19 protein-coding genes are annotated in these 22,795 nt (G+C 55.1%); 12 read left to right on the forward strand and 7 right to left on the reverse strand.

The genetic code is table 11. From position 1 onward, the window contains the following. The first annotated feature begins 46 nt into the window (after positions 1–46). Entirely contained in the window at positions 47–841 is a 795-nt protein-coding gene (locus HNQ92_RS11220; RefSeq protein ID WP_184174111.1) for a glucosamine-6-phosphate deaminase, read from the forward strand. Positions 842–915: 74 nt separating this feature from the next. Continuing rightward, positions 916–1,251, forward strand: a complete 336-nt coding sequence (locus HNQ92_RS11225; RefSeq protein WP_184174112.1) for a hypothetical protein — start codon at positions 916–918, stop codon at positions 1,249–1,251. A gap of 65 nt (positions 1,252–1,316) precedes the next feature. Here the strand turns inward: HNQ92_RS11225 and HNQ92_RS11230 are convergent, their stop codons facing one another. Further along, on the reverse strand, positions 1,317–3,857 hold the full coding sequence (locus HNQ92_RS11230) for a phosphocholine-specific phospholipase C (RefSeq protein WP_184174113.1): 2,541 nt from the start codon (positions 3,855–3,857) through the stop codon (positions 1,317–1,319). 227 nt (positions 3,858–4,084) lie between these two features. Then, positions 4,085–4,975: a hydroxypyruvate isomerase family protein gene (locus HNQ92_RS11235; RefSeq protein ID WP_184174114.1), complete on the reverse strand. Its 891-nt coding sequence runs from the start codon at positions 4,973–4,975 to the stop codon at positions 4,085–4,087. A gap of 239 nt (positions 4,976–5,214) precedes the next feature. On the opposite strand from HNQ92_RS11235, the gene HNQ92_RS11240 reads away from it, so the two are divergent. From HNQ92_RS11240 to HNQ92_RS11260, 5 genes are all read left to right on the forward strand, one after another. Beyond that, entirely contained in the window at positions 5,215–7,806 is a 2,592-nt protein-coding gene (locus HNQ92_RS11240; protein WP_184174115.1) for a DUF5686 and carboxypeptidase regulatory-like domain-containing protein, read from the forward strand. A gap of 122 nt (positions 7,807–7,928) precedes the next feature. Beyond that, positions 7,929–8,696, forward strand: coding sequence for an OBAP family protein (locus HNQ92_RS11245; protein WP_184174116.1), 768 nt, complete (start codon positions 7,929–7,931; stop codon positions 8,694–8,696). 299 nt (positions 8,697–8,995) lie between these two features. Then, on the forward strand, positions 8,996–9,385 hold the full coding sequence (locus HNQ92_RS11250; RefSeq protein WP_184174117.1) for a response regulator: 390 nt from the start codon (positions 8,996–8,998) through the stop codon (positions 9,383–9,385). A gap of 17 nt (positions 9,386–9,402) precedes the next feature. Then, a complete protein-coding gene (locus HNQ92_RS11255; RefSeq protein WP_184174118.1) occupies positions 9,403–11,901 on the forward strand; it encodes a sensor histidine kinase in 2,499 nt (832 codons plus the stop codon). 96 nt (positions 11,902–11,997) lie between these two features. Then, on the forward strand, positions 11,998–12,576 hold the full coding sequence (locus tag HNQ92_RS11260; RefSeq protein ID WP_184174119.1) for an O-methyltransferase: 579 nt from the start codon (positions 11,998–12,000) through the stop codon (positions 12,574–12,576). A 144-nt stretch (positions 12,577–12,720) separates the two neighbouring features. On the opposite strand, the gene HNQ92_RS11265 is transcribed toward HNQ92_RS11260, so the two are convergent. Together HNQ92_RS11265 and HNQ92_RS11270 are read right to left on the reverse strand one after the other, a co-directional pair. Further along, a complete protein-coding gene (locus HNQ92_RS11265; RefSeq protein ID WP_184174120.1) occupies positions 12,721–12,927 on the reverse strand; it encodes a helix-turn-helix transcriptional regulator in 207 nt (68 codons plus the stop codon). Further along, on the reverse strand, positions 12,924–13,313 hold the full coding sequence (locus HNQ92_RS11270) for a hypothetical protein (protein ID WP_184174121.1): 390 nt from the start codon (positions 13,311–13,313) through the stop codon (positions 12,924–12,926). Before HNQ92_RS11270 ends, HNQ92_RS11265 begins: the two co-directional genes overlap by 4 nt. A 386-nt stretch (positions 13,314–13,699) precedes the next feature. On the opposite strand from HNQ92_RS11270, the gene HNQ92_RS11275 reads away from it, so the two are divergent. Next, the gene (locus HNQ92_RS11275; RefSeq protein ID WP_184174122.1) at positions 13,700–14,590 is read left to right on the forward strand and encodes a metallophosphoesterase family protein; all 891 of its coding nucleotides are present in this window, start codon (positions 13,700–13,702) and stop codon (positions 14,588–14,590) included. 90 nt (positions 14,591–14,680) lie between these two features. On the opposite strand, the gene HNQ92_RS11280 is transcribed toward HNQ92_RS11275, so the two are convergent. Further along, complete coding sequence (locus HNQ92_RS11280; protein ID WP_184174123.1) at positions 14,681–14,959, reverse strand: hypothetical protein; 279 nt, start codon at positions 14,957–14,959, stop codon at positions 14,681–14,683. A 497-nt stretch (positions 14,960–15,456) separates the two neighbouring features. Between HNQ92_RS11280 and HNQ92_RS11285 the strand changes: the two genes are divergently transcribed. From HNQ92_RS11285 to HNQ92_RS11300, 4 genes are all read left to right on the forward strand, one after another. Beyond that, complete coding sequence (locus HNQ92_RS11285) at positions 15,457–16,671, forward strand: PQQ-dependent sugar dehydrogenase (protein WP_184174124.1); 1,215 nt, start codon at positions 15,457–15,459, stop codon at positions 16,669–16,671. Between the two features lie 222 nt (positions 16,672–16,893). After that, positions 16,894–19,332: a TonB-dependent receptor domain-containing protein gene (locus HNQ92_RS11290; RefSeq protein WP_425504288.1), complete on the forward strand. Its 2,439-nt coding sequence runs from the start codon at positions 16,894–16,896 to the stop codon at positions 19,330–19,332. A gap of 30 nt (positions 19,333–19,362) precedes the next feature. Next, positions 19,363–19,821 (forward strand): hypothetical protein, encoded by a 459-nt coding sequence (locus tag HNQ92_RS11295; RefSeq protein ID WP_184174125.1) that lies wholly within the window; start codon positions 19,363–19,365, stop codon positions 19,819–19,821. Positions 19,822–19,828: 7 nt separating this feature from the next. Beyond that, entirely contained in the window at positions 19,829–20,191 is a 363-nt protein-coding gene (locus HNQ92_RS11300; RefSeq protein ID WP_184174126.1) for a DUF1801 domain-containing protein, read from the forward strand. Positions 20,192–20,270: 79 nt separating this feature from the next. On the opposite strand, the gene HNQ92_RS11305 is transcribed toward HNQ92_RS11300, so the two are convergent. Beyond that, the gene (locus HNQ92_RS11305) at positions 20,271–20,672 is read right to left on the reverse strand and encodes a hypothetical protein (RefSeq protein WP_184174127.1); all 402 of its coding nucleotides are present in this window, start codon (positions 20,670–20,672) and stop codon (positions 20,271–20,273) included. Between the two features lie 50 nt (positions 20,673–20,722). Then, positions 20,723–22,576, reverse strand: a complete 1,854-nt coding sequence (locus HNQ92_RS11310; RefSeq protein WP_184174128.1) for a M1 family metallopeptidase — start codon at positions 22,574–22,576, stop codon at positions 20,723–20,725. Positions 22,577–22,795: the final 219 nt, after the last annotated feature.

The following is a 22,795-nucleotide window of genomic DNA, read 5'->3' on the forward strand; positions in this document are numbered from 1 at the left end:
CTTTTAACGTAAAAAACCTATATTTTTTTGTTCTAATTTCAATCCGATGAGAGAAGTAATTGTAGACAAGCTGAACGTTCAGATTTTTGACTCCCGCGCCCAGCTTGGTCGCCAGGCCGCCCGGTTGGTCGCCGAAAAGATCCGCCAACTTTTGGATAAAAAAAGTACCCTGAACATCATCTTTGCGTCGGCCCCTTCGCAGAATGAATTCCTGGACGCGCTGGCCGCCGACACAAGCCTACCCTGGAACCGCGTAACCGCCTTCCACATGGACGAGTACATCGGCCTGCCCGCCGACGCACCCCAAAACTTCGGGAATTTTCTGCGGGTGAAGTTGTTTGACAAAGTACCTCTGCGGGCCGTGCATTACCTCGACGGCAACGCACCCGATCCGCAAGCCGAGTGCGAACGGTACGCGGCGTTGCTGCGGCAGTACCCCACCGACCTGGTGTGCATGGGCATTGGCGAAAACTGCCACATTGCTTTCAATGACCCGCACGTGGCGGACTTTCAGGACGAAGTACTGGTAAAGCAAGTAGCGCTGGACGAAGCTAGCCGCCAGCAGCAGGTACACGACGGCTGCTTTGAAAGCCTGGCGCAGGTACCTACGCACGCCCTCACGCTCACCGTACCGGCCCTGACGCAAGGTACCTACCTCTACTGCATGGTACCAGGTACCCACAAAGCCGCCGCCATTGGCCACACGCTGCTGGACGACATCTCCGAAAAGTACCCTTCGACGATCCTGCGCAAACACCCGAACGCCACGCTCTTCGTGGATGGGGATAGTGCTGGGCAGCTGCCGCAGGAGCTATTCGCCGCCGAGAGTAAGGTGGAATAGCGGCTAGAAATCTGTACTAACCCATGACTCATGTGGGGTAAAAACCAGTATCTTTGGGTATAAAACAGCAACCCATGGCAGAATTCGTAGAGCGCTACATTAATGGCACCGGCCTTTTACTGACTACGGACGGATTGCTGCAGCGATTTAAGGAATTATTCGGCGAAGAATTCACCCCGGATCAAATCCGCTCCTACGAGGACAGCTTGAAGTACTACCGCGATTTGAAAAACTCGTTGGATACCGCTCGGGAAGAAGGTGTTTTAGAGGGAATTGAGAAAGGAAGACTTGAAGCAATAGAGAAAGTAGCCAAGAATTTGATTAAAATGGGAATAGATGCCGACATCATTGCTGAGACAACGGGGCTTACTATCCAGCAAATAGAAAAGCTAAAAAATACGGCACCTTGATTTTCTGGATGAAGTACCCCGGCTCGTAAGCACTCTCACGAGCCGGGGTACTTCATGTAGTTTTATTAACTGATAAGCCCACCCATGACCGGATCGCTCTGGCTTTCCTGACCCGTCTCTACCCGGCCGGCCCAGCGGCGCTGGTAGCCTTCGGCTCCGGGTACCTTCAGGGAGAAATCGTACCAGCCAAACTGCTTACTGGCTTCCAGCGGTACGGTGGTAGTCTTCCCAGCGAGTACTTTGATAGACAGCGTTTTTTTAGTCATATGGTCGAGCAGCTCCAAGGAGAGTGCGCGCTGGCCTTCGGTATTTTTCAGCTTCAGCTCCACGTTGCCGCTCAAGGTACCTTTCTTGCCTTTGGCAGCTTCGTAGGCACAAGCTACCTCCAGGGCCGGATCGGTACTTTGCCCTTTGAATTCCCGGAAAAAACCGTTGGGTCCGTACACTTGCAGGTGGTACTTGCCCGCGTCAAAGTCGGCCAGGGGCCAGGTACCTGTCAGTTGCTGTCCGGCTTCCACCGCATACGACCAGGCCTTCACCATCTGGCCCTGGTACTGGCCGGGCGCGTAGACGTGGAAGGGCGAGCCCGCCGCTTTTTTCCCAAACACCGCATGGGCCGCGGCCAACTGGATGGAAAACGTTTTTTTGTCGGGACCCAGGCGGCCGTCAGCGTAGAGCTCGTAGGGCAGCGCGCAGGACGGACGGGTACCTTTCTCCTGCCGGGGAAGTACCCCCAGCGCGGTGGGGTTTTGCCGGATCTGCTCGATCTCGGCGGGCGTAAGCTGCTTGAAGCCCGAGGGTAGTTCTTTGAACTTCGCCTTATGCACCCCTTCCAAAAAAGTTTCCTTTTCGGGAAAAGCGGGCAGCTCGATTTTTTCGCCCTGGTAGGGCCGGAAGACCGACGTCAAGTCGCCGCAGACCGTACGTCGCCAGGCGCTGATGTTGGGCTCCTCGATTTTTTTGCCCGTTTTGTGGCTCAGGAAAATCTCCATGAACTGCAGAACGGACGTATGGTCAAAGACCTCCGAGTTGACGTACCCACCCCGGCTCCAGGGCGAGGCGATGAGCAAAGGTACCCGGTAGCCCAGCCCGATGGTTCCCGTTCGGGCTTGTTTCTGGGCGTTGGCGCTTTCGCGCTTCAGCTCCTGCTCCATCGTAACGTGCTCCACGCTGGGGTCGATCCCCGCCGTAACGGCCCCCGTGTCGGGGCGGTCGGGGTGAGGGGCCACGAAGGGCGGCACGTGGTCAAAGTACCCGTCATTTTCGTCGTAGGCCACGATAAAAATGGTTTTCTTCCATACCTCGGGATCTTTGGTGAGAATATCCATGACCTCCGAAATGTACCAGGCACCGTACCAGGGTGCGCCGGGGTGGTCGGAGAAGTTTTCCGGGGCCACCACCCACGAGATCGTCGGAAGCTTGCCGTTATTGACATCTTCCCGAAACTGGTACAGAATATCACCCTTGGGTACTTTCATTTCGCGCTCGGTGGCGCCGTCGCGGTAGGTGACGGTCTCGACCTCGTGGTAGTGCGGGTCGCCGATGTTGGTCGTGAAAGCTTTTTCGTGCAGGTTTTTCTCGCGCTGGCTCAGCTTCGCAAAGCGCTGCTCGTTCCATTTTTCCAGCTCGCTTTGGGCGGTGGTTAAAAGTACCCGCTTGGTATTCAGCTCTTTTTGGACCGCTTCGGCTTCCGGCCCCGTCAGGTTTTTCAGCTTGGCTTCGAGCAGCAGAATTTCCTGGGGTAGTTGGGCCGCCTGCTGCTTCAGGTACCTATTGTACCCTTTGGAATAACGCACCTGGTACTGCGAAAACCACTCGATGGGGTTGTCGGTAAAATTGGCCAGCCACTCTTCCTCCTCGCCCGTGAAGCCCATGGGCAGGCTTAGCTCATTTTGGTAAATGCGCCACGAAATATTATTATCCTCCAGGCGCTCGGGAAAGGTAGTCCAGCTGGCTTCGCGGCGGTAGGTGACGTCTTCGTTCCGGACGTTGGCCTTGGCGGTGATCGAAGGTTTGTCGCGGATGGTCCCCGACCAGAGGTACAGGCGGTTGGGCGTAGTACCCGTCAGGGAGGAGCAGAAGTTCTGGTCGCACACCGTGAAGGCATCAGCCAGGGCGTAGTAAAAGGGCAGGTCTTCGCGGTTGTAGTAGCCCAGCGTGAGGGGCAGGGGGGCGTACTCTTTATTGCCCGACTTCTTCACGTCCAGCCATTTGTCGTAGCGGCCGTCGTTGCGGGCGTCCACCTGGTTTTCCCAGGAGTGCGGCAGGGCGCTCATCCAGGTGGCCTTGGTATCCTTTATGTTTAAGCGAAAAGGCGCGTAGGTTTGTCCTTCGGCGTTGGTCTGCAGCCACACGGGGTTGCCGCTGGGCAGGGTGATGGTGCGGGGATCGTTGAAGCCCCGCACGCCCCGCAACGTACCGTAGCAGTGGTCGAAGGAGCGGTTTTCCTGCATCAGCACCACGATGTGCTCGGCGTCCAGAAAGGTACTTCCCGCCGGGGGATTAATGGCCATCGCCTTCTGGATAGAAGCCGGCAGTGCCTGGAGCAGCCCCGCCCCGCTCGCCAGCAGCGCCGCTTTTTTCAGAAATTCTCTTCTTGAGTCCATTGTTTTCGGGAGGATTTAGATGTGCCTTGAAATAGATTGATTACAGCATACTACGCCAATTCGACCCAAAAATACCATCTTTAAGAGAATAAGCCGGTTAACAAATCATTAACGAAGTAGCGTGTTCTAAAAAAAGCGAGGCCGAGTGAGCAAAGGGTCGTGTAGTACTTCCCGCTGCTCACTCGGCCTTTGTACTGTAGACTAGGCTAAGTACCCCCGCGCCGCGGCTACGCGATGTCACATATTTCAACGCCCTGGCGCAGCGACGCGATGGCATCGGGGCGTTTGGGAATAAACTCCTGCCCTACGTACCCTTTGTAGCCCGTCTCGACGATGGCCTTCATGATGGCCGGGTAGTACAGCTCCTGGGTGTCGTCGATCTCGTTGCGGCCCGGCACGCCTCCCGTATGGTAGTGACCAATGTAGGGGTGGTACTTCTTGATGGTCGCGATCACGTCGCCTTCCATGATCTGCATGTGGTAAATATCGTAGAGCAGCTTGAAGCGCTCCGAACCGACCCGCTCGCACAGTGCCACGCCCCAGGCCGTGTGGTCGCACATGTAGTCTTTGTGGTTGACCTTGCTGTTGAGCAGTTCCATGATCATGGTCACTTTGTGTTTTTCGGCCGAGGCCATGAGGCGTTTCAGGCCTTTGGCGCTATTTTCCAGTCCTTGCTCGTCAGACATGCCGTTGCGGTTGCCCGAGAAGCAGATCACGGTATTATAGCCCGCTTCCACGAGCTTGGGAAAAATTGCTTCGTAGCTGGCTACCAGCTCATCGTGCAGGGTCGGGTTGTTGAAGCCTTTTTCGATCCCCATCCCGGCTCCCTGGGGCAGCGCGCAGTAGAGTCCGTACTTCTTGAGGGTAGGCCACTCGTTGGGGCCCTGTAGCTCGATGGATTGTAAGCCGATGGCCTTGGCCTCGCGGCAAAGGTCTTCCAGCGGAATCTTCCCGTAGCACCAGCGGCATACCGAGTGATTGATCTTGCCTTTCAGCTTGGGCCCCAACGCAGCCTCCGAGGCGGCCAACGCATCCGTCAGGGAAAAAGGAGCCGCGACGGCGGCGGCAGTACCCAGCATATTTTTCAGGGCCGTACGGCGGGAAGGTTTACTTTCCATAGGTAGATAGATAAATGATACGAAAAATTGAATGATTGAATAGGTACGGTATACCGTTGGGCTTCCTACCCAGAGGCAAAAAGAGTTAAACGCGGCCGGTCTACTTTTATTGAGCCACAAAATATACGGTCAAGAGGGACCCGCCTCCTTGTTTCTTTTCCAGGTACCCGATTCAGTACGCACCCGCGCATCGTTTTTTAGGTATATTTACGTTATTAGTACCCATTGTTTGGCTTTTCATGCGCTACGCCCTGTACCTGTTTTTAAGTGTCTGCTCCATCGCTCTCCACGCCCAGGGTATTCGGGGGCGCATTACCACTACCCAAAACGAACCCCTCCCCTACGCGGGCATCGTGGTGCAAGGGACCAGCACGGGTACCCTCGCCAACGCCGAGGGGCAGTACGAGCTGAACCTGGCACCAGGCAAGTACGAAGTCGTGTTTCAGTACCTGGGTTTCAAAACGGAAACGCGGGCCGTGACGATCAGCGGTGATTTTAGTGACCTGAATATTACCCTGCAAGAACAAGCCCTCAACCTGGCTCAACTCCAGGTGGGGAAGGGCAAGGAAGACCCGGCCTACAGCGTCATGCGGCGCGCCGTGGCCAAGGCCCGTTTTCACCAGCTCCAGATCCGCAGTTACTCGGCCCGCGCCTACACGCGCAGCACGGCCCTGCCCACCAAAATTCCGTTTTTACTCGAAAACCGACTAAAAAAAGAGGGTGTACAGCAGGGCAAAGCCTTCCTGAACGAAAGCGTGGCCGACATCAGCTACCGGCGGCCCAATACCTACAACCAGAAGATCGTCTCCACCCGCAACAGCCTCGACAACAGTACCCCTACGCCCAACGAGTACATACTCGCGAGCTTCTACAGCCCGGAGGTAGCCGGTACCATCACGCCGCTCTCGCCCAAGGCTTTTGCCTACTACAAGTTTGAGTACGAAGGTTTTTTTGAGGATCGGGGCGAGATCGTGAACAAGATCCGGGTGATTCCGCGCGCCTACGGCGAGGGCGTGTTTCGGGGGAGTATCTACATCCTGGAAGACCGCTGGGCCATCCACAGCTTCGACCTCCAAACCACCTCCCGCGGGCTCGACGTGGAGGTGAAGCAGCTGTTCAATCCCATCCAGAACGTGTGGCTGCCCATCAACCAGCAGTTCAGGATCAAGGGCGGGTACCTGGGCTTTGCGGGGGAGTTTAAGTACGTGGTATCCATGAACTACCTTAAGCTCGACGTGGACCCCAACCTCCGGGAAGACATCGTAATTAACGACCATAAAAAAGAGCCCGAAAAGGCCGCCCCCAGCCGCAAGGCCGAGCTCGAAAAAATGATCGAAGAGCAGAAGGAGTTTTCCACGAAGAATTTTCGCAAGCTGATTAAGGAATACGAAAAAGACCAGAAAAAGGAGCGCAAGGAGCAGGGCGAAGACGTGCGGGTACTACGCAACGACTCCATTTCGGTAGACTCGCTGGCGCATAAGCGCGATAGTACCTACTGGGAAACCCTCCGCCCCGTACCACTCACGCAGCTGGAGGTAAAAAGCTACCAGCTCCAGGACAGCGTGAAGGTACTTCGGCAGGAGCAAGCCCGCAAAGACAGCATCCGGCAGGACTCCACGCGCTTCAAGCCGCTGCACCTGCTCACGGGGCACGGCTACAAGCTAGGTACCCGAAGTACCCTGTCCTACGAAAGTCCGCTGCAATCGCTGGTCTACAATACCGTGGAGGGTTACGCCTTCGACCTGGCCCTGGACTGGACCAAGCGCTGGGGCAAAGACCACCGCTTCAGCCTGCGGCCCCTGGGGAGGTACGCCTTCGGGCGCGAGCGGCTGAGTGGTACCTTGCGCACGCAGCTCGCTACGCGCAAGTGGCTCTGGCAGCTGGAAGGCGGCGAGTACGTGTACCAGTTCAATCCGAACAACCCCATCCCGCCGGGCCTGAACAGCCTCACGACGCTCTTTTTCGAGCAGAATTTCATGAAGATCTACCAGAAGCAATTCCTCCGTACCGACTATACCTACCGGTACCTCGGCGACGTGCTGAGCCTGACGGGCAGCTTAGAATACGCCTACCGCAGCGAGCTCAGCAACCTGGAAAATCCGCGTCCCTATATAGACTGGCAAAACCGCGCCTTCACGCCCAACCGCCCCGCTACCCTAGAGGTACCTAACACGGGCTTTCCCAACCACAACGCCCTGACGATCGAGCTCACGGCCAACCTGCGCCCCTGGCAGCGGTACGTGATCCGCAACGGCCAAAAACGCTACTACCGCTCCGCCAGCGGCCCGACGTTTCAGTTCAACTACCGCAAGGGCATTCCCGTTGGACTCAACCCCGTCGACTACGATTTCCTCCAGCTTGGAGGTACTTACAACCAAAACCTCGGTCCGCGGAGTGAGCTTTCCTACGCCCTGAATGCGGGGGCTTTCCTTCGCGCCCGCTCGCTCTACTTTCCGGACTACCGCCACTTCATGGGCAATGAGTTCTTTTTCCTGACCGGCAATCCTACCACCCAGTTCCGGATGCTGCCCTACTACCAATACAGTACCGCCAAGCGTTTTGCCCAGCTGCACGTGGTATGGTCGTCGCAGCGTTTTCTGATTACCCGCATCCCGGCGCTGCGGCTGCTGGGCCTGAAAGAAACGCTGCAAACGCACGCGCTGTTTACGCCCCAGCCGGTAGGTGCCTACACGGAAGTAGTCTACGGAATCGACGGACTGCTGCGGCTCTTCCGGATCGAAGGCGTGGCCAACTTCCGGCCCGGCACGCAGGCTGGCGTGGGTTATCAGGGGCTTGGCTTCCGCATTGGTACTACCCTGAACATTCGGTAGAAATAAGTACCTTTTTGCCGTTGGGCGGGTTCTGCTGGCAGGCCTTCCCGAAGTACCCGACGCGTTTTGTTTTTGTTAGGCATCAATTTTATACAACCTAAATAAACGAAACAGGTACTTTTATGAAAACGATACACGTACTGATCGGCTATGTCGGGATCGCTCTTGTGCTGGCGGGCTGCGGGGGGAGTAATACGTCGTCGAACGTAGAAGCACCCGGCGACGAAAAAACCGCTAAGGATAAACTCTTGAGTACAGGTGCGGACCTGATGCAGGATAAGTCGCCGTTGAAAAAATTCAACACCTACCTGGACGGCTTTCATTTCTACAACGGCAACCCCAACGCCCAAATGGAAGCCCACCACTACGTAATGCAGCTCAACGAAGACGTGTACCAGGCGCTGATCCTGGACGGCAACGGCGACGACGCCAAGATCATGGGCATTGAGTACATCGTGACCAAAAGGATGTTTGACCAATTATCCGCCGAAGAAAAAAAACTCTGGCACAGCCACGCCTACGAGGTCAAATCCGGCCTGCTGATTGCGCCGGGCATTCCCAAAGTAGCCGAGCATGAGCTTATGGAAAAACTCGTAACTACCTACGGAAAGACCATCCATACCTGGCACACCGACCAGGAGCGCAACCTGCCGATCGGCTCACCGATGATCATGATGGGCTTCACCAAAGACGGGCAAATTCACCCCCACCTGGTCCAGGAGCGCGACGCGCGTTTCAAGGTATCGACCGAAGAAACCCGGCAGAACCGGGCGGACATACCCATGCCCAAGCCCGACCCTGCCGCCAACGCCTGGGAAAAAGGAGAGGTACGGCAATTTATCATCACCAACAAACCGGACTCGGCCTTGCACAAGCACCAAATGCAATAGAACAGCCCTTCTGGCGAGCCCAGTGAGGTTCTTTCGGCCGGTACCGGCTGGGGCGGGTACTTAAAATCGTTATAGATAAGTACACGCTTTCTGCTATTTCAGTCGGGTACTTATCTACATATCAAGAAGAGTAGTATATTTGATAGCTCGTTTGTGGATGCAGTGTTCCACAAAAGGCTTTTTGAGTATTTTGTACACCGTGCCGATTGGAACAGTCGGAACTCCGTTGTGAGTATTGATTTTTTTACGATTTTGCTGCCCAATTTCGCAAACCCAAATTCCTATTTGCTTTGTTTGCTATGGAACTACCTATCCGCTGCTTTCTCATAGATGATGACTTAGACGACCAGGAAATTTTTTCCATGGCCTTGCAGGATGCCTACAACGCCGTCACCTGTGAATGTGCCAACGACGGCGTCCAGGCGCTGGAAAAGCTCAATCTGGATCAGGCCTTTATCCCGCATTTTATTTTTATTGACATGAACATGCCCCGCATGAAGGGTGTGCAGTGCCTGGAAGAAATAAAAAAGATAGACCGCCTGAAGCATATCCCTATATACATGTACTCGACCTCCGCCGACCCCAGCGCCATTGCCCAAACAAGGCAATTAGGCGCCGCCGACTTTATCGTGAAACCCTCTACCATCGGGGCGCTTACCAGTACTTTGTCTAAACTATTTCAGAATTAGTAGCTGTCAGGCCCGTCATGACTAGAGAGTTTTTCCTTCAGGATGGTTGGGAAACGAGCTTCGTACCCCACGCGTACGACTGGGCTTCCACCCCACTAGGAGAACCCGCTCACTGGCCGCAAAGCCTGAAAACTGCCCTGGCCCGGATGCTAGGCTCGGACCAACCCATGGCGCTGGCCTGGGGTACGGACCTGATCTTATTTTATAATGACGCCTGCCAGTCGGTAATAGGTACCCAGCCCGCACTCTGGGAGCAACTGAGCCCCGGCATGGAGCGGGTACGCGACACCGGAATCCCCGCATCTATCACCGCGCAGCCGGTACTTCTGAACCGCCAGGGCTTTCCGGAGGAGTGCTACTTCACGCTTTCGTTCAGCCCTATTCCCGTCGACGACGGCACCCGTACCGGAGGCGTTTACTGTACTTTCCACGAAACCACCCGTCAGGTACTTAGTCAGCGTCGGTTTGGTACGTTGGCCGCTGTGGCCCGGGTTGACGCTTCGATGCTACCTACGGCCGAAGCCGTTGGGGCCCGGTTGATGGACGTGCTTTCCAAAAATCCCCAGGATTTCCCCTTTCTGATTTTGTACAGCCAGCCGGACCCCGTGTCCCCAGCGCGGCTTCTGGCGCACAGTGGCTTTGCCGATAAAAACCACGCGGCTCTGCCCGAAACGATCCCGCTGCGGAGCGACTCAGGTACCTGGCCCCTCTCCGAGGTTTTTGGGATGAATGGAAAATCCCTTCTTTTCGACCTTCCGCCGGAGCTGACGGTACTTCCGCCGGGCCCGGTGCCCAGCCGAGCCTTGCTGCTTCCCCTGCTGGTGCCGGACCAGCCGCAAGCGCTGGGTTGCCTGATTGCCGGTATAAACCCCCGGCTGGCGTTGGATGAAGAATACCGGCTCTTTTTGGATATGGCCGCCAGACCCATCGCGGCGGCGCTGGGTAGGCTGAAAACCCTTGAAGAAAAACCCAAAAATATAGTAGAAAATGACCAGCTAATCCGGACCCTGATCATGCAGGCCCCGGTAGCGATGGGCATCTACCGCGGGGCCGATTTTATCATTGAGGTAGCCAATAACAAGCTGCTGGAGTTCTGGGGGCAATCGGCCTACCAGGTCATGAACAAGCCCCTTTTCGAGGTACTTCCGGAATTGAAAGAACAGGGCGTAGAAGCTATTCTGAAAAAAGTATTTACTACCGGCCAGCGTTTTTTTGGCTCGGAGTACAATCTCCACTTGTCCCGCCGTAAGAAGACCGAGGAAGTTTTTGTCAGCTTTGCGCTGGAACCTCTGTACGACGATGCCGGGAATGTGACAGCCATCATGGCGGTTTCCAACGAAGTAACGGATCTGGTGAAAGCCAAAAAAGAGGTAGAAGAGAGCGAAGCCCGGCAAAAGCTGGCCATCGAAGCCGCCGAAATGGGTACCTACGACCTGAACATGATTACGGACGAGCTCATCTATTCAGACCGCTTTGCCCGCATCTTTGGTATGGACCCTACCCAGCCGCTCAACCGCAACGATTTTCGCAACCGGGTTCATCCCGATGATCAGGCAGCACGAACCAAAGCCCACGAAGAAGCCCTCAAAACGGGAATGCTGCTGTACGAAGCCCGCATCCTCTGGCCCGACCACACCAGCCACTGGGTGAGGTTGAACGGCAAGATCGTCTTCGATGCCAATCAGGTACCCATCCGGATGCACGGTACGGCGATGGACATCAACGAGCAAAAAATGCAGTCGGACCGGCTCGAAAAAATGGTGGAAGAAAGAACGCGCGAGCTGAAAGAAATTAACATCCTTCTCAAAAAATCAAACCACGAGCTGGAACAATTCGCGTACATCGCTTCGCACGACTTGCAGGAACCGCTTCGCAAAATTCAGACTTTCGCGGATATTATTCAGCAGAACGTCACCCACAGCGGCACGGCCATGAAGTACCTCCCCAAGATCAACGACTCGGCCCGCCGCATGGAGGAGTTGATCCGCTCCGTACTGAACTACAGCCGCCTTTCCATGAATGGCCAAAGCTTCGAGTATACCGATCTGAATCAGGTACTTGAAAACATTCGGGATAACTTTGAATTACAAATTCTGGAAAAAAGAGCGGTGATCCAGAGCGACCCGCTGCCCGTGGTGAAGGGAATTCCGTTGCAACTCAACCAGCTCTTTTCAAACCTGATTGGCAATGCGCTTAAATTTTCGCAAAAAGAGCCTTTCATTCGTATTACGGCCCGTTTTCTTTCCGCCGCTCAGATCCGCATTCCCACGGACGCGCAGCCGGACGACAAGTACCTCGAGCTGGTGTTTCGGGACAACGGCATCGGGTTCGATGCGCAATACGCCGACCAAATCTTTACCATTTTTCAGCGCCTGCACGACAAACAAACCTACGCCGGTACGGGGATCGGCCTGGCTCTTTGTAAGAAAATTGTCGAGAATCACCACGGCTACATCCTGGCCCAAAGCGAGGAAGGTAGTGGGGCGACTTTTTACATTTACCTACCCCTGCTTTAACCAATCGTATGACGAAGGTACCTTTCATACAGCCCAAGTACCCCTTAGCAGCCCTGGGTACCTGGTACTCTTCTCTTCTCTAATTTTCTCTTTTTCATGAACACCGAAATCGCCCGCTTTCCTGCCGCTTATGCCCTCATCGAAGAAGCTACCCGGCAAGCCGACTTCAGTATGGCGTCCGACGCCCTCACCGGTTCGCTGCTGCGCACGCTGGCCGCTACCAAGCCGGGTGGTCGCTTGCTTGAGCTAGGTACCGGCACAGGTCTGTCTACGTCCTGGATTTTGGACGGCATGGATGCCGCCGCTACCCTTACTTCGGTGGATAATGCTCCCGAGTACCTGGCCATCGCCCGTACCTACCTGGGCCACGACCCGCGCCTCACGCTGATCGAGGCCGACGGCGGCGCGTGGTTTGAAGAGAATCTTCACGAGCGTTTCGACTATATTTTTGCCGATACCTGGCACGGCAAGTACCTGCTATTGGACGAAGCCCTGGCGATGCTCAAACCCGGTGGCCTGTACCTCATCGACGACATGCTGCCTCAGCCCAACTGGCCCGAAGGCCACGCCGAAAAGGCCACCCGGCTCCTCCGCGCGCTGGACCAGCGCCCCGACCTGTGGCTCACCCGCCAGGTATGGGCTACGGGCATCGTGATGGGCGTGAAGCGTCCGTAGCGAAGGATGGCGGTGAGGCAACGTACCCTTCAGGGTACCTTAACCCTGACTTATCCATCTTATAATTCGTGTTGCCAATCACTCCACTTTGTGGTTTCGGGTACTTGCATAAGTACCCGTCATTGCCCTGGATACTGAAATAACTCAGTTCCAGTCAGATTCTTCCAGTTCAAAAAGATCGTCCACCTTGATCTTAAGTACCGAGGCGATTTTTAGTGACAAGGCCGTTGAAGGCACAAATCGCCCGTTTTCAATGGCATGGATCGTTTGTCGGGTCACATTCACTTTTTCTGCTAAGGCCGCTTGCGACAAGTCATTTCTGGCCCGTTCCACTTTAATAAGATTTTTCATTCTCTGGACTTAAGAACCCCAAAACTGATAAAGGCAATAAGCAGACAAACCAAGGCAAACCAATAGGATGATACGGCCTTTTCTTGATTTCCATCGGGGTACGTTACTAGGTAATTTATGATAGACCCCGCCAGGCAGGTAATGACGAATCCAAGCGTGAGTGCTTTGAACTTCAGGTACCGAATCCGTTCGTCGATCATGGGCTTTCCCGAAAAATAAAGGAACAACAAACCCAGGGCCAAATGGCCGACTAGGCTTTCAACAAACCAGTTTCCATGCTTGATTATCTCAAAAACCAAGGCTCCCAAGGCAAATAGGGTAAAGACCATACCCACGTAAAAGCTTCCTCTGAACCAGGAGATCAATGATTGGCTATTTGTTTTCATCAGAATAAGGATGTTAAGTATACAGCACCAAATGTAAATTATAATTTACATAGTACCAAGTTTACAACAACAAGCATACAGTTTCTAGTGAAAAAAAAGATCCCCAAAGTACCTTGATGCCAGCGGGGTTTTGGGGTTCGGTAGGAATGTCGCTGTTGTCTTCAAATCCCAGTTGAACGTATATAGACCATAACCTCATTCCAAAGTACCCTGCCCCCAGTGGGATCACACACGGCCCGGTTGAGCAGGCGATTAGATCTTAATGAGGCGAAATAGAAACCGGAAGTTCGTTACGTAACTGTTATTTTTTATCCGGAAGGTACTTTCTCAACGAAACATTTTCTATACTTACTCTTCCAAAGTACCCCTCAAAACCAACCTTCGCTATGCCCGGACTTTACCATACCCAAAACCGCCGCTCCTTCCTCAAAACCACCGCCCAGGCCGCCGGGGTACTTACGGCCTACGGCCTGGGCACTTCGTGGGTACAGGCCCAAAGCGCCGACGAAACCCGCTGGGCGCTGCTCTCGGATATTCACATTGCGGAAGATCCCCAGAACCAGTACCGGGGCTTTTTTCCGCACCAAAATCTCCAGAAAGCAGTGCCGCAGGTACTGGCCGCCCAGCCCGACGCCGTGCTCATCAACGGCGACGTAGCCCGACTCACCGGCGAAGCGGGCGACTACGCCCAGGTAGCCCGCCTGCTGGCCCCCATTGCCGACAAGAAACCCGTGTACATGACCCTCGGCAACCACGACGACCGCGCCCATTTTCACCAGGCGTTTCCGCCCAGCCAGGAGCTTCAGGCCGTCAAAGACCGGCACGTGCTGGTGGTAGAGCAGCCCGCTACGCGCTTTATTTTGCTGGATTCGCTACTGTACGTGAACAAAACGCCCGGCCTGCTGGGCAAGGGCCAACGTACCTGGCTGGATACGTTCCTGCGTAGCTCCGACGCCAAGCCGACGGTGCTTTTTGTGCACCACACCCTCACCGACGACGACAGCTCCCTGCTGGACGTGGAGCGGCTGCTGGAGATCATCAAGCCCCACCAAAAAGTGAAAGCACTCTTTTACGGGCATTCGCACCGCTACCACTACGACACCCTGGACGGCCTGCACCTGATCAACCAGCCGGCCGTGGGCTACAACTTTGCCGACGACCAGCCCGTGGGCTGGCTCACGGCGAAGTTTGGAAAACAGGGGGTGGACCTCACGCTCCATGCCTTCGCAGGCAACTTGGCCGAGCACGGCAAGACCCGCTCACTGGCCTGGCGGTAGGGGTACTTTGTAGGTACTTGGGCACAAAAAAAAGAGGAGGCTTACGCTTCCTCTTTTGGGGTATCAGTACTTACGTACAGCTACCGGCAATTAGCTTTTTGAGTCGTGGCCTTCCTGCTTCACCAGCTTGTTATAAATACCCAGGAGCAGAAAAGGAGCGGGCCATTGGCCCACAAACAACGCCTCTTCGTCTTTCCGGAGAAGTTTCAGCGTCAGCGATACGCCCATGGCGCCCAGTGCGGCCCACAGAAAGGTATCTGAGGGTATCTTGGAGGTTTGCTCTTCAATGGCCTTGGCCACTTTCCCTTCTTTGTGTTCTGGATTGAAATGATCGACCTTTTGTTTTAGATCTGCGACTGAAGTGTCCATAGTTTAGTTTGTTGTGAGAATTTTCCGGTCTCTAATGATCCTCCGCTCAATTCTCGTTGCTAGTAATGTAAACTTCACTTACTGTTATAAAAGCCATACCACCCTTTGCCCCACCCCACTTATTAGCCCACAGCTTTGCACTATCCCAAAAGGCTCTGGGCTTTCTTTTGGAAGTAATAAGCTCTTTATAGAGAATAAAGAGCGGTTCACTCCTGGTATCAGGCCCCAAAAAGTACTTTGAGGAAATCCCCGTTGGGGATTTTTTTCAATGCCACCCTGTGCACGCCTTGTTGCTGTTAATCGCCAACCTGCTGCTTTTCTCCACCTGGCATCGTTTTAGTTCAGTCTTATGGCTGCTGCCAAGAGTATATTTTTTTCGGGCCTCTCGCGAAGTACCTTGCCAATGATCGTGAGTCTTACCCAACCCTTTTTTACAACTGTATTCAAGTACCAATTAATAATCCTATTCAACACGTCAACTAAAACTACTAAAAACAATGAAGACATGGGTTAAATCAACGATGCTCGTAGCGGCGCTAGCGGGTGTGGTAGTGGGCTGTAAGGATAGCGACTTCTGGGATTCGTTCATTCCCGAAACTAACGACGATCCTACCTCCAGCCAAATCGCCGGGTATGTATTCAAACCAGCCTTGGCTCCCGCCAGTGACGAAAACGTGCGGCAACTGAGGGTACCGGCGGGCTTTCAGGTGAATAAATTTGCGGAGCAGCTCGGCAAGCCGCGTATCCTGGCGGTAAGCAGCGCCGGGCACGTCTATTTCTCTGACCGCGACGCCGGAACCGTGACACTGCTGCAAGATACCAACGCCGACGGCGTGTCGGACAGCAAGCGCGTCGTAGCTACCATTGAGCAAGCCCACGGGCTGGCCATTCACGACAACCAGCTGTACATTGTATCCGTTAAGGAGCTGTACCGAGCTACTATCAACGGCGACGGCTCCCTGGGCCAGCCGCAAATGCTCCTGGACGACCTGCCCGACGGCGGCCAGCACCCCAACCGCACGCTGGCGTTCGGGCCAGATAATAAGATGTACCTGTCTATTGGCAGTACCTGCAACTCCTGCCCCGAACCCAACCCCGAGCACGCCACCATGCTGCAAGCCAATCCAGACGGCTCCAACCGGCGTGTTTTTGCCAAGGGGCTGCGTAATACCGTCGGCTTTGGCTGGCATCCGCAGACCAACGAGTTTTGGGGCATGGACCACGGCATAGACTGGCTGGGTGACAACGAGCAGAAGGAGGAGCTGAACAAAATCCTGCAGAACGCCGACTATGGCTGGCCCTACATCTACGACGACGGCCGTTACAACCCCAGCAACCGACCCCCGGGAGACACGACCTACCAGCAGTACCTCCAGAAAACTACCCTGCCGTCGCTGGGCTACCAGGCCCACGCCGCCCCCATGCAAATGGTATTTTATCAGGGTACGCGCTTTCCGTCCGACTACCAGAACGATGCCTTTGTGGCCATGCGCGGCTCCTGGAACCGCAGCACGCCCGTGGGCTACAAGGTAGTGCGGGTCCACTTTGAAAACGGCCAACCTACCCGCTTCGAAGACTTCCTGACGGGCTTTCTGGTCAATAACAACCGTGCGCACTTTGCCCGGCTGGTGGGCGTGGCGGTACATGCCGACGGCTCGCTGCTGGTATCAGACGATACCAACGGGGTGATCTACCGGATTTCGCACCCGTAACCAAGTACCTGCCGCACGCGGGGTACTTTGGCTCCTGCTTCTCCTCACGGCTCAGCGCCCCGGAGAGGCAGGAGCTTTTTTTTAGCATTTGTTCAGAAAAATAGAGCGCGTATTCCCGTTGGTTTGAGTATAAAAGGTACCTTAGCAGGTTTGTATAGAGTTACTAATTGAATTGATCTAACCCCTTACATGAGCTTACCTGCCAACACCTTTACGCCTTCCATGTACCGTTCATTGCCATCCTTTGCTTCGTTTATGGGGCTATGTTGCATTTTGTTGCTGGGCACAGGTACCTCCCTCTACGCCCAGAGTGGCGGAAGGCATCAGCTGACGGGAAAACTGCTTGATACCCAAAATAATGAGTCACTGGCCTACGCCAGCGTGCGGCTCTTTCGCCAGGCCGACAGTACCTTCGTGACCGGCTCCCTGACCGACGAAACGGGTACTTTCATGATCGAAACCGCGCCGGGCACCTACTACGTACTGGCGGAGTTCATCGGGTACCTGCCGCTGTACGTGTCGGACGTTCGGCTGGCGGCCGCTACGGCTCCCCTCCACCTGGGTACTTTGAAGCTTATCACTTCCTCGCGCACGCTGGACGAGGTGGTGGTGCAGGCTGAAAAAAGTTCGATGGAGCTCTCGCTCGACAAAAAAATATTCAACGTAGGTAAAGACCTGGCCAACGCCGGAGGGACCGCCATCGACATCCTGAACAACGTACCTTCGGTAGCCGTAGACGTGGAAGGAAACCTGAGCCTACGGGGCAGCAACAGCGTGCGCATCCTGATCGACGGGCGGCCGTCGGGCCTGGTGAGCCTCAAGGGTGGCGCGGGGCTACAACAGCTGCAGGCCAGTATGATTGAGCGGGTGGAGATCATCACCAACCCCTCGGCGCGCTACGAAGCCGAAGGCATGGGGGGCATTATTAATATTGTACTAAAAAAAGAGCGCAAAGAAGGCTTCAACGGCTCCTTTGATTTAATTGGAGGGTACCCCAAAAACCTGGGCGCGGCGGCCAACGTAAACTACCGCCGCAAGAACCTCAACTTCTTCGTAAACTATACGGCCACCGTCCGGAATACACCCGGCCGCAACGCGCTCTACCAGGAGCTCTACCGCAACGACAGTACCTTCCTTACCCAGCAAAACTCGACGCACAACCTCAAGGGCATGAACAACAGCGCCCGCGCCGGGTTGGATTATTTTTTCTCCCCCACGAGCGTGCTCACGGGCGCCTACACCTGGCGGATTAGCAAAGGAAAGCGGTTTTCATCCTTCAGGTACCTCGACTACGTATCCAGCCTCAACAACCTCCAGAGCATCACGAACCGCACCCAGGACGAAACCGAAACCGAACCCAACTCGGAGTACGTACTTTCGTACAAAAAATCCTTTAAACGCAAAGGCCACGAGCTCACGGCGGACGTAAGGTACCTCGACAACTGGGAGAAGTCGGACCAGTACTTTGCCCAGCAAACCCTGCGGCCCGACGGCAAGCCCTCGGAGGTACCTAACCTGCTGCAGCGCTCGCTGAACGACGAAACCGAAAGGCAGCTGCTGTTCCAGCTCGACTACATTCAGCCCTTCGGCAAGGAAGGTAAGTTTGAGGCCGGCCTGCGCAGCAGTTTCCGCAACATGGTCAATGACTTTACCGTGGTTGAGCAAACCGAAGCGGGCGGCTGGCGTCCCCTCCCCGGCCTGACCAACTACTTCATTTACAACGAAAACATTCACGCGCTGTACGGCATTGTGGGCAACAAAACGGGCAAAATATCCTACCAGTTGGGCCTACGTACCGAGCTCACCGACGTAACCACCACCCTGCGGCAAACCAACGAGGTGAATCCCCGCAACTACGTCAACCTGTTTCCGAGTGCCCACATCACCTACGACCTACCCCAGCAAAACGCCATGCAGCTCAGCTACAGCCGCCGGGTACGTAGGCCCCAGTACAACGACCTGAGCCCCTTCATGACCTTCAGCGACAACCGGAACTTCTTCAGCGGCAATCCCGACCTGAACCCCGAGTTTACGGACGCCTTCGAGATCGGGCACATCAAGTACGTCGATAAAGGTTCGCTGAGCTCGTCGATTTACTACCGGCACACCACGGGGAAAATCCTGCGGATACGGCAGGTCGATGAGCAGGGCTTCGCCACCACCCTCCCCCAAAACCTGGCCACGGAAAATTCTTTTGGGGCAGAATTCACGAGCTCTTACTCGCTCTACTCCTGGTGGAAAATGGACGGCAGCCTGAACTTCTTCCGGGCCATCATCGACGGCGGCAACCTCGACACCCAGCTCCAGAGCGATACCTACAGCTGGCTGGCCCGCGCTACCTCCCGCCTCACCCTCCTGAAAACCACCGATGTGCAGCTCCGCGGCAACTACGAAGCCCCCCAGCTTACGCCCCAGGGCAAGCGCAAGGCCATCGCCACGCTGGACCTGGCCGCCAGCCGCGACGTACTGCGCAACAACGCCACGCTGACGCTGAGCGTACTGGACGTATTCAATTCGCGCCGCTTCCGGTCCATCACCGAAGGACCTAATTTTTTCACCGAAACCAACTCCCAGGGGCGCCTACGGCAAGTGAACCTGACCTTTAACTACCGCCTCCACCAAACCAAAAAGAACACGAAGGCGTTTTCGGAAGAGAATTAATCAATAAGAAACCCGGACGGCGAAGGAGTTATGAAAGAATTTCGGGAAGAACAACGATTGCACCAGTGGTGGCTCTGGGCCATCTTACTGGGCATAGCAGGGATCTGGCTTTGGGACTTTACAAGTCAGGTATGGGGCGATCGGCCCCTGAATTCAGTTGGATTGGTATTTTCTTTCCTCATCGTAGCGGGCGTCATCCTGCTATGCTATTTCATGCGGCTCTACACCCATTTTACCGCCGAGGGGATTTTCGTGCGCTATTTTCCCTTTGTCAAGAAGCTAATCCCCTGGAACGACATCGACTCAGCGGAGATAATCACCTACAACTTTGTGGGCTACGGCATCCGGTTTTCGCTGAAGTACGGAACGGTCTACAATACTAGCGGCAACCAAGGGGTGTGGATCAAAAACAAAAAAGGAAGTACCCTGCTCATTGGCACGCAACAGCCCAGCCGTGTGGCGGAAATCATTGAACACTACAAACCCTAGCGACGCCATGCAATCACAAGCGCCTGACGTAGACACCTACCTGCTGGAAGTACCTGCCGAGCGAGCCGAGGCGCTGGCCCGGCTGCGCGCGCTTTGCCTCGAAACGCTCGTGGGCTACCAGGAAACCATGCTATACGGCATGCCGACCTACCTCCGCAACGGCCTGGCCGAAGTGGCCTTCAATAGCCAGAAAAACTACATTTCGCTGTATATTCTTCAGAAAGAAGTCCTGGATACCCACCGAGAGGCGCTGCGGGGGGCAAGTCTGGGCAAGGGTTGCATCCGGTATTCCTCGCCCCAAAAGATTGATTTTGAGGCAGTTCGACAGCTCCTGATCGATTCGCGACAAGCACAAGAATCGGGTGGCTAAGTACCTATCCGGCAAGTACCTACGATAAAGGCTGGATTTCCGAAAAAATCCAGCCTTACTGCTCTATTTTTAAAGTACCCTACTTCTTTTTGAGTTCCAACAGCTGCACGGTATTGGAGCCATCGGTAGAGCGCCAGATCTGGCTGTTGCGCTTGTCTTCCACCACGATCCAGGTTTTGGTAAACTCTGAATCCGGCCCTAGTAAGGTGACGTACCCCTCCTGTTTGGTCCAGGTAAAGGACGCACTGTCGGCGAAGGTACGTTCCAGCACCGAATACTGGATCTCCTTCTCGCCGTTCTGGTCTTTGTGAAAGGTAATGGTACCAATATGCTCTACCCGCACTCCCTGCTGGCCGGGGTGGTTCATTTCGTAGGCTGTTACTTCCCAGGTACCTACCAGGTTATCGGCCGTGCAGGCCACTAGCCCTACTACCGCCAGCAAAGCAACGGCCCAACTCCTTACTACATTCATCTTTTTCATCGTGTTATTTTTCTAGAGATTAAGTTAAGAAGCCGACAAGGTACCTTATTCTACTTCTTTTCGCCCTGTAGGCGCGGGGTATCGCTGGGCAGCGATGGGTACACGTTGTTGCTCAGGTCCATATCTGCCAGGCGGAGGCTCGGGTCGATCGCAATACGCTGGATGTCCGCCAGGGGCCGGTCTATGGTAAATCCGTACTCGGGGTAGGTCCAGGCCCAGTCGGTCATCAGGATCGTGTTGGCGTAAGTTTTCTCCGGCTTTTTTTCGCCCCGCATCATTTCGAGCGGAATATACCTATTTTCCTGGGTTCCGTCCTTATAGCTTACCACGACATCCAGCGGCATGGGCATTTTTCCGATCCGCTCCAGCACAACGGTGGTCTTGTTGCCCACGGCCGCTACTTCCTTGATGCCGTAGTCGATGGTCTTGGTGGTACCTACCCAATCTTCCAGGTACCAGTCCAGCTCCAGGCCCGACTCTTTCTCCATGATCCGCTTAAAATCATTGGGGTTGGGATGCTTGAATTTCCACTCATTAAAGTACCTCTTCATGCCCCGGTCGAAGGTTTCCTGCCCAACGATGTAGCTCAGTTGGTGCAGAAAAACGCCGCCTTTGGAGTAAGCGCCCACGCTGTAGGCGCGGTTGGTGTGGTAGTGGTCCGAGTGCGTGGTGAGGGGTTCTTCCAGGCCTGACTCCACCAGGCTGCGGTAGGAGGCGTAGGCGTTGCGATGCGGGTTGAGGCGCGACGAAAAGAGCTGCGCCATCACCTCGTTTTGGGCGTAGGTCGTGAAGCCTTCGTCCATCCAGGCGTACTTCGACTCGTTGGTTCCCAGCAGCATCTGAAACCAGCTGTGGATCGACTCGTGCACCGTTACGCTCACTAGCGCGCCCAAAGTACCCCGGCCCGTAATGAGCGTAGCCATGGGATACTCCATGCCGCCATCGCCGCCCTGAATCACGGAGTACTGCTTGTAAGGGTACCTGCCAAAGCGCTCGTTCATGATTTTGAAGCAACGCACGGCCAGTGGCTCCATTTCTTTCCAATGGTTGATGGTGTCGTTTTTGTAAAAAAAGTGCAGATCCAGGTTGTCGTCTACCTTCACCACGTCGTGCTGGTAGTCCGGATCGGCCGCCCACACGAAGTCATGTACCTCGGGGGCTACGAAGTGCCAGGTGAGTTTTTGGCCTTTCTTGTGGGTTACGGCTTTCTTGGAGTAGCCGTGCCCGATCTGATCGGGATTTTGCAAGTACCCGGTTGCTGCCACCACGTACGAGGCGTCCAGGGTGAGCTTGACGTCGAAGTCGCCCCAGATACCGTAAAACTCGCGCGCAATGTACGGATTGGCATGCCAGCCTTCGTAGTCGTACTCGCTCATTTTGGGGTACCACTGGGCCATGGAGTAGTCAATGCCCTCCTTGTTGTGGCGGCCCGTGCGGCGGATCTGCAGGGGTACCTGCGCCTCAAACTCCATGTCAAACGTATGCTGCGTTTTGGGCAGGATGGGCGTAGGTAGCGTCACTTCCAGGATGGTACCCTGTACTTCGTAGCGCACATCGCGGCCGTCCATCTTCAGGCTTTTTACGCGCTGGTAGCCTATTTCGGTTTCCGAGAGCTTCACGATCCGGTCCATTACCCGGGCGTCAGGGTCTTTGATGGTCCGCGAGCGTACGTCCATCTGGCTGCCGGGCTGAAAGGCATTCAGGTACAAATGGTAGAAAACCTTGGTGAGGGTATCGGGGGAGTTGTTGGTATAAACCAGCTTTTGGGTACCCGTGTACCGATGGGTCGTGACATCGAAGTCGATGTTCATTTCGTACTTGGCCCGCTGCTGCCACCGGTCCGGCTGAGCGGCGAGGGTCAGAGCCCAACTAACCGACAGTACCGCCAGAAAAAATTTCTTCATTCCGAGAATTGCTTTTGAATGCTATGTTGATTTAAAAACGCAAAATAAGGCAAATGATTGACTTGACAAGTATGGATTCGGCCCAGGGTTCCAAAATAGTAGTTTACCGCGTGGCTGAAAGTACCTGTTGGTACCGCGCTCGGTCGCCAGGAAGAAGTACCCAAGGTACTTGCCAGGCTTCCGGAGCCAGCGCACCAGAAACCTCCGTTTCGGCGCGTG

Source organism: Rhabdobacter roseus (genome assembly GCF_014202275.1).
Classification (GTDB): domain Bacteria; phylum Bacteroidota; class Bacteroidia; order Cytophagales; family Spirosomataceae; genus Rhabdobacter; species Rhabdobacter roseus.

Bases quoted from the DNA above. Each gene is read 5' to 3' on its own strand.
- HNQ92_RS11310 (WP_184174128.1), bottom strand. From the start codon at position 22,576: ATGAAGAAATTTTTTCTGGCGGTACTGTCGGTTAGTTGGGCTCTGACC.
- HNQ92_RS11285 (WP_184174124.1), top strand. From the start codon at position 15,457: ATGAAGACATGGGTTAAATCAACGATGCTCGTAGCGGCGCTAGCGGGT.
- HNQ92_RS11235 (WP_184174114.1), bottom strand. From the start codon at position 4,975: ATGGAAAGTAAACCTTCCCGCCGTACGGCCCTGAAAAATATGCTGGGT.
- HNQ92_RS11255 (WP_184174118.1), top strand. From the start codon at position 9,403: ATGACTAGAGAGTTTTTCCTTCAGGATGGTTGGGAAACGAGCTTCGTA.
- HNQ92_RS11295 (WP_184174125.1), top strand. From the start codon at position 19,363: ATGAAAGAATTTCGGGAAGAACAACGATTGCACCAGTGGTGGCTCTGG.
- HNQ92_RS11265 (WP_184174120.1), bottom strand. From the start codon at position 12,927: ATGAAAAATCTTATTAAAGTGGAACGGGCCAGAAATGACTTGTCGCAA.
- HNQ92_RS11225 (WP_184174112.1), top strand. From the start codon at position 916: ATGGCAGAATTCGTAGAGCGCTACATTAATGGCACCGGCCTTTTACTG.
- HNQ92_RS11275 (WP_184174122.1), top strand. From the start codon at position 13,700: ATGCCCGGACTTTACCATACCCAAAACCGCCGCTCCTTCCTCAAAACC.
- HNQ92_RS11240 (WP_184174115.1), top strand. From the start codon at position 5,215: ATGCGCTACGCCCTGTACCTGTTTTTAAGTGTCTGCTCCATCGCTCTC.
- HNQ92_RS11305 (WP_184174127.1), bottom strand. From the start codon at position 20,672: ATGAAAAAGATGAATGTAGTAAGGAGTTGGGCCGTTGCTTTGCTGGCG.
- HNQ92_RS11280 (WP_184174123.1), bottom strand. From the start codon at position 14,959: ATGGACACTTCAGTCGCAGATCTAAAACAAAAGGTCGATCATTTCAAT.
- HNQ92_RS11290 (WP_425504288.1), top strand. From the start codon at position 16,894: ATGTACCGTTCATTGCCATCCTTTGCTTCGTTTATGGGGCTATGTTGC.
- HNQ92_RS11300 (WP_184174126.1), top strand. From the start codon at position 19,829: ATGCAATCACAAGCGCCTGACGTAGACACCTACCTGCTGGAAGTACCT.
- HNQ92_RS11250 (WP_184174117.1), top strand. From the start codon at position 8,996: ATGGAACTACCTATCCGCTGCTTTCTCATAGATGATGACTTAGACGAC.
- HNQ92_RS11245 (WP_184174116.1), top strand. From the start codon at position 7,929: ATGAAAACGATACACGTACTGATCGGCTATGTCGGGATCGCTCTTGTG.
- HNQ92_RS11230 (WP_184174113.1), bottom strand. From the start codon at position 3,857: ATGGACTCAAGAAGAGAATTTCTGAAAAAAGCGGCGCTGCTGGCGAGC.
- HNQ92_RS11270 (WP_184174121.1), bottom strand. From the start codon at position 13,313: ATGAAAACAAATAGCCAATCATTGATCTCCTGGTTCAGAGGAAGCTTT.
- HNQ92_RS11220 (WP_184174111.1), top strand. From the start codon at position 47: ATGAGAGAAGTAATTGTAGACAAGCTGAACGTTCAGATTTTTGACTCC.
- HNQ92_RS11260 (WP_184174119.1), top strand. From the start codon at position 11,998: ATGAACACCGAAATCGCCCGCTTTCCTGCCGCTTATGCCCTCATCGAA.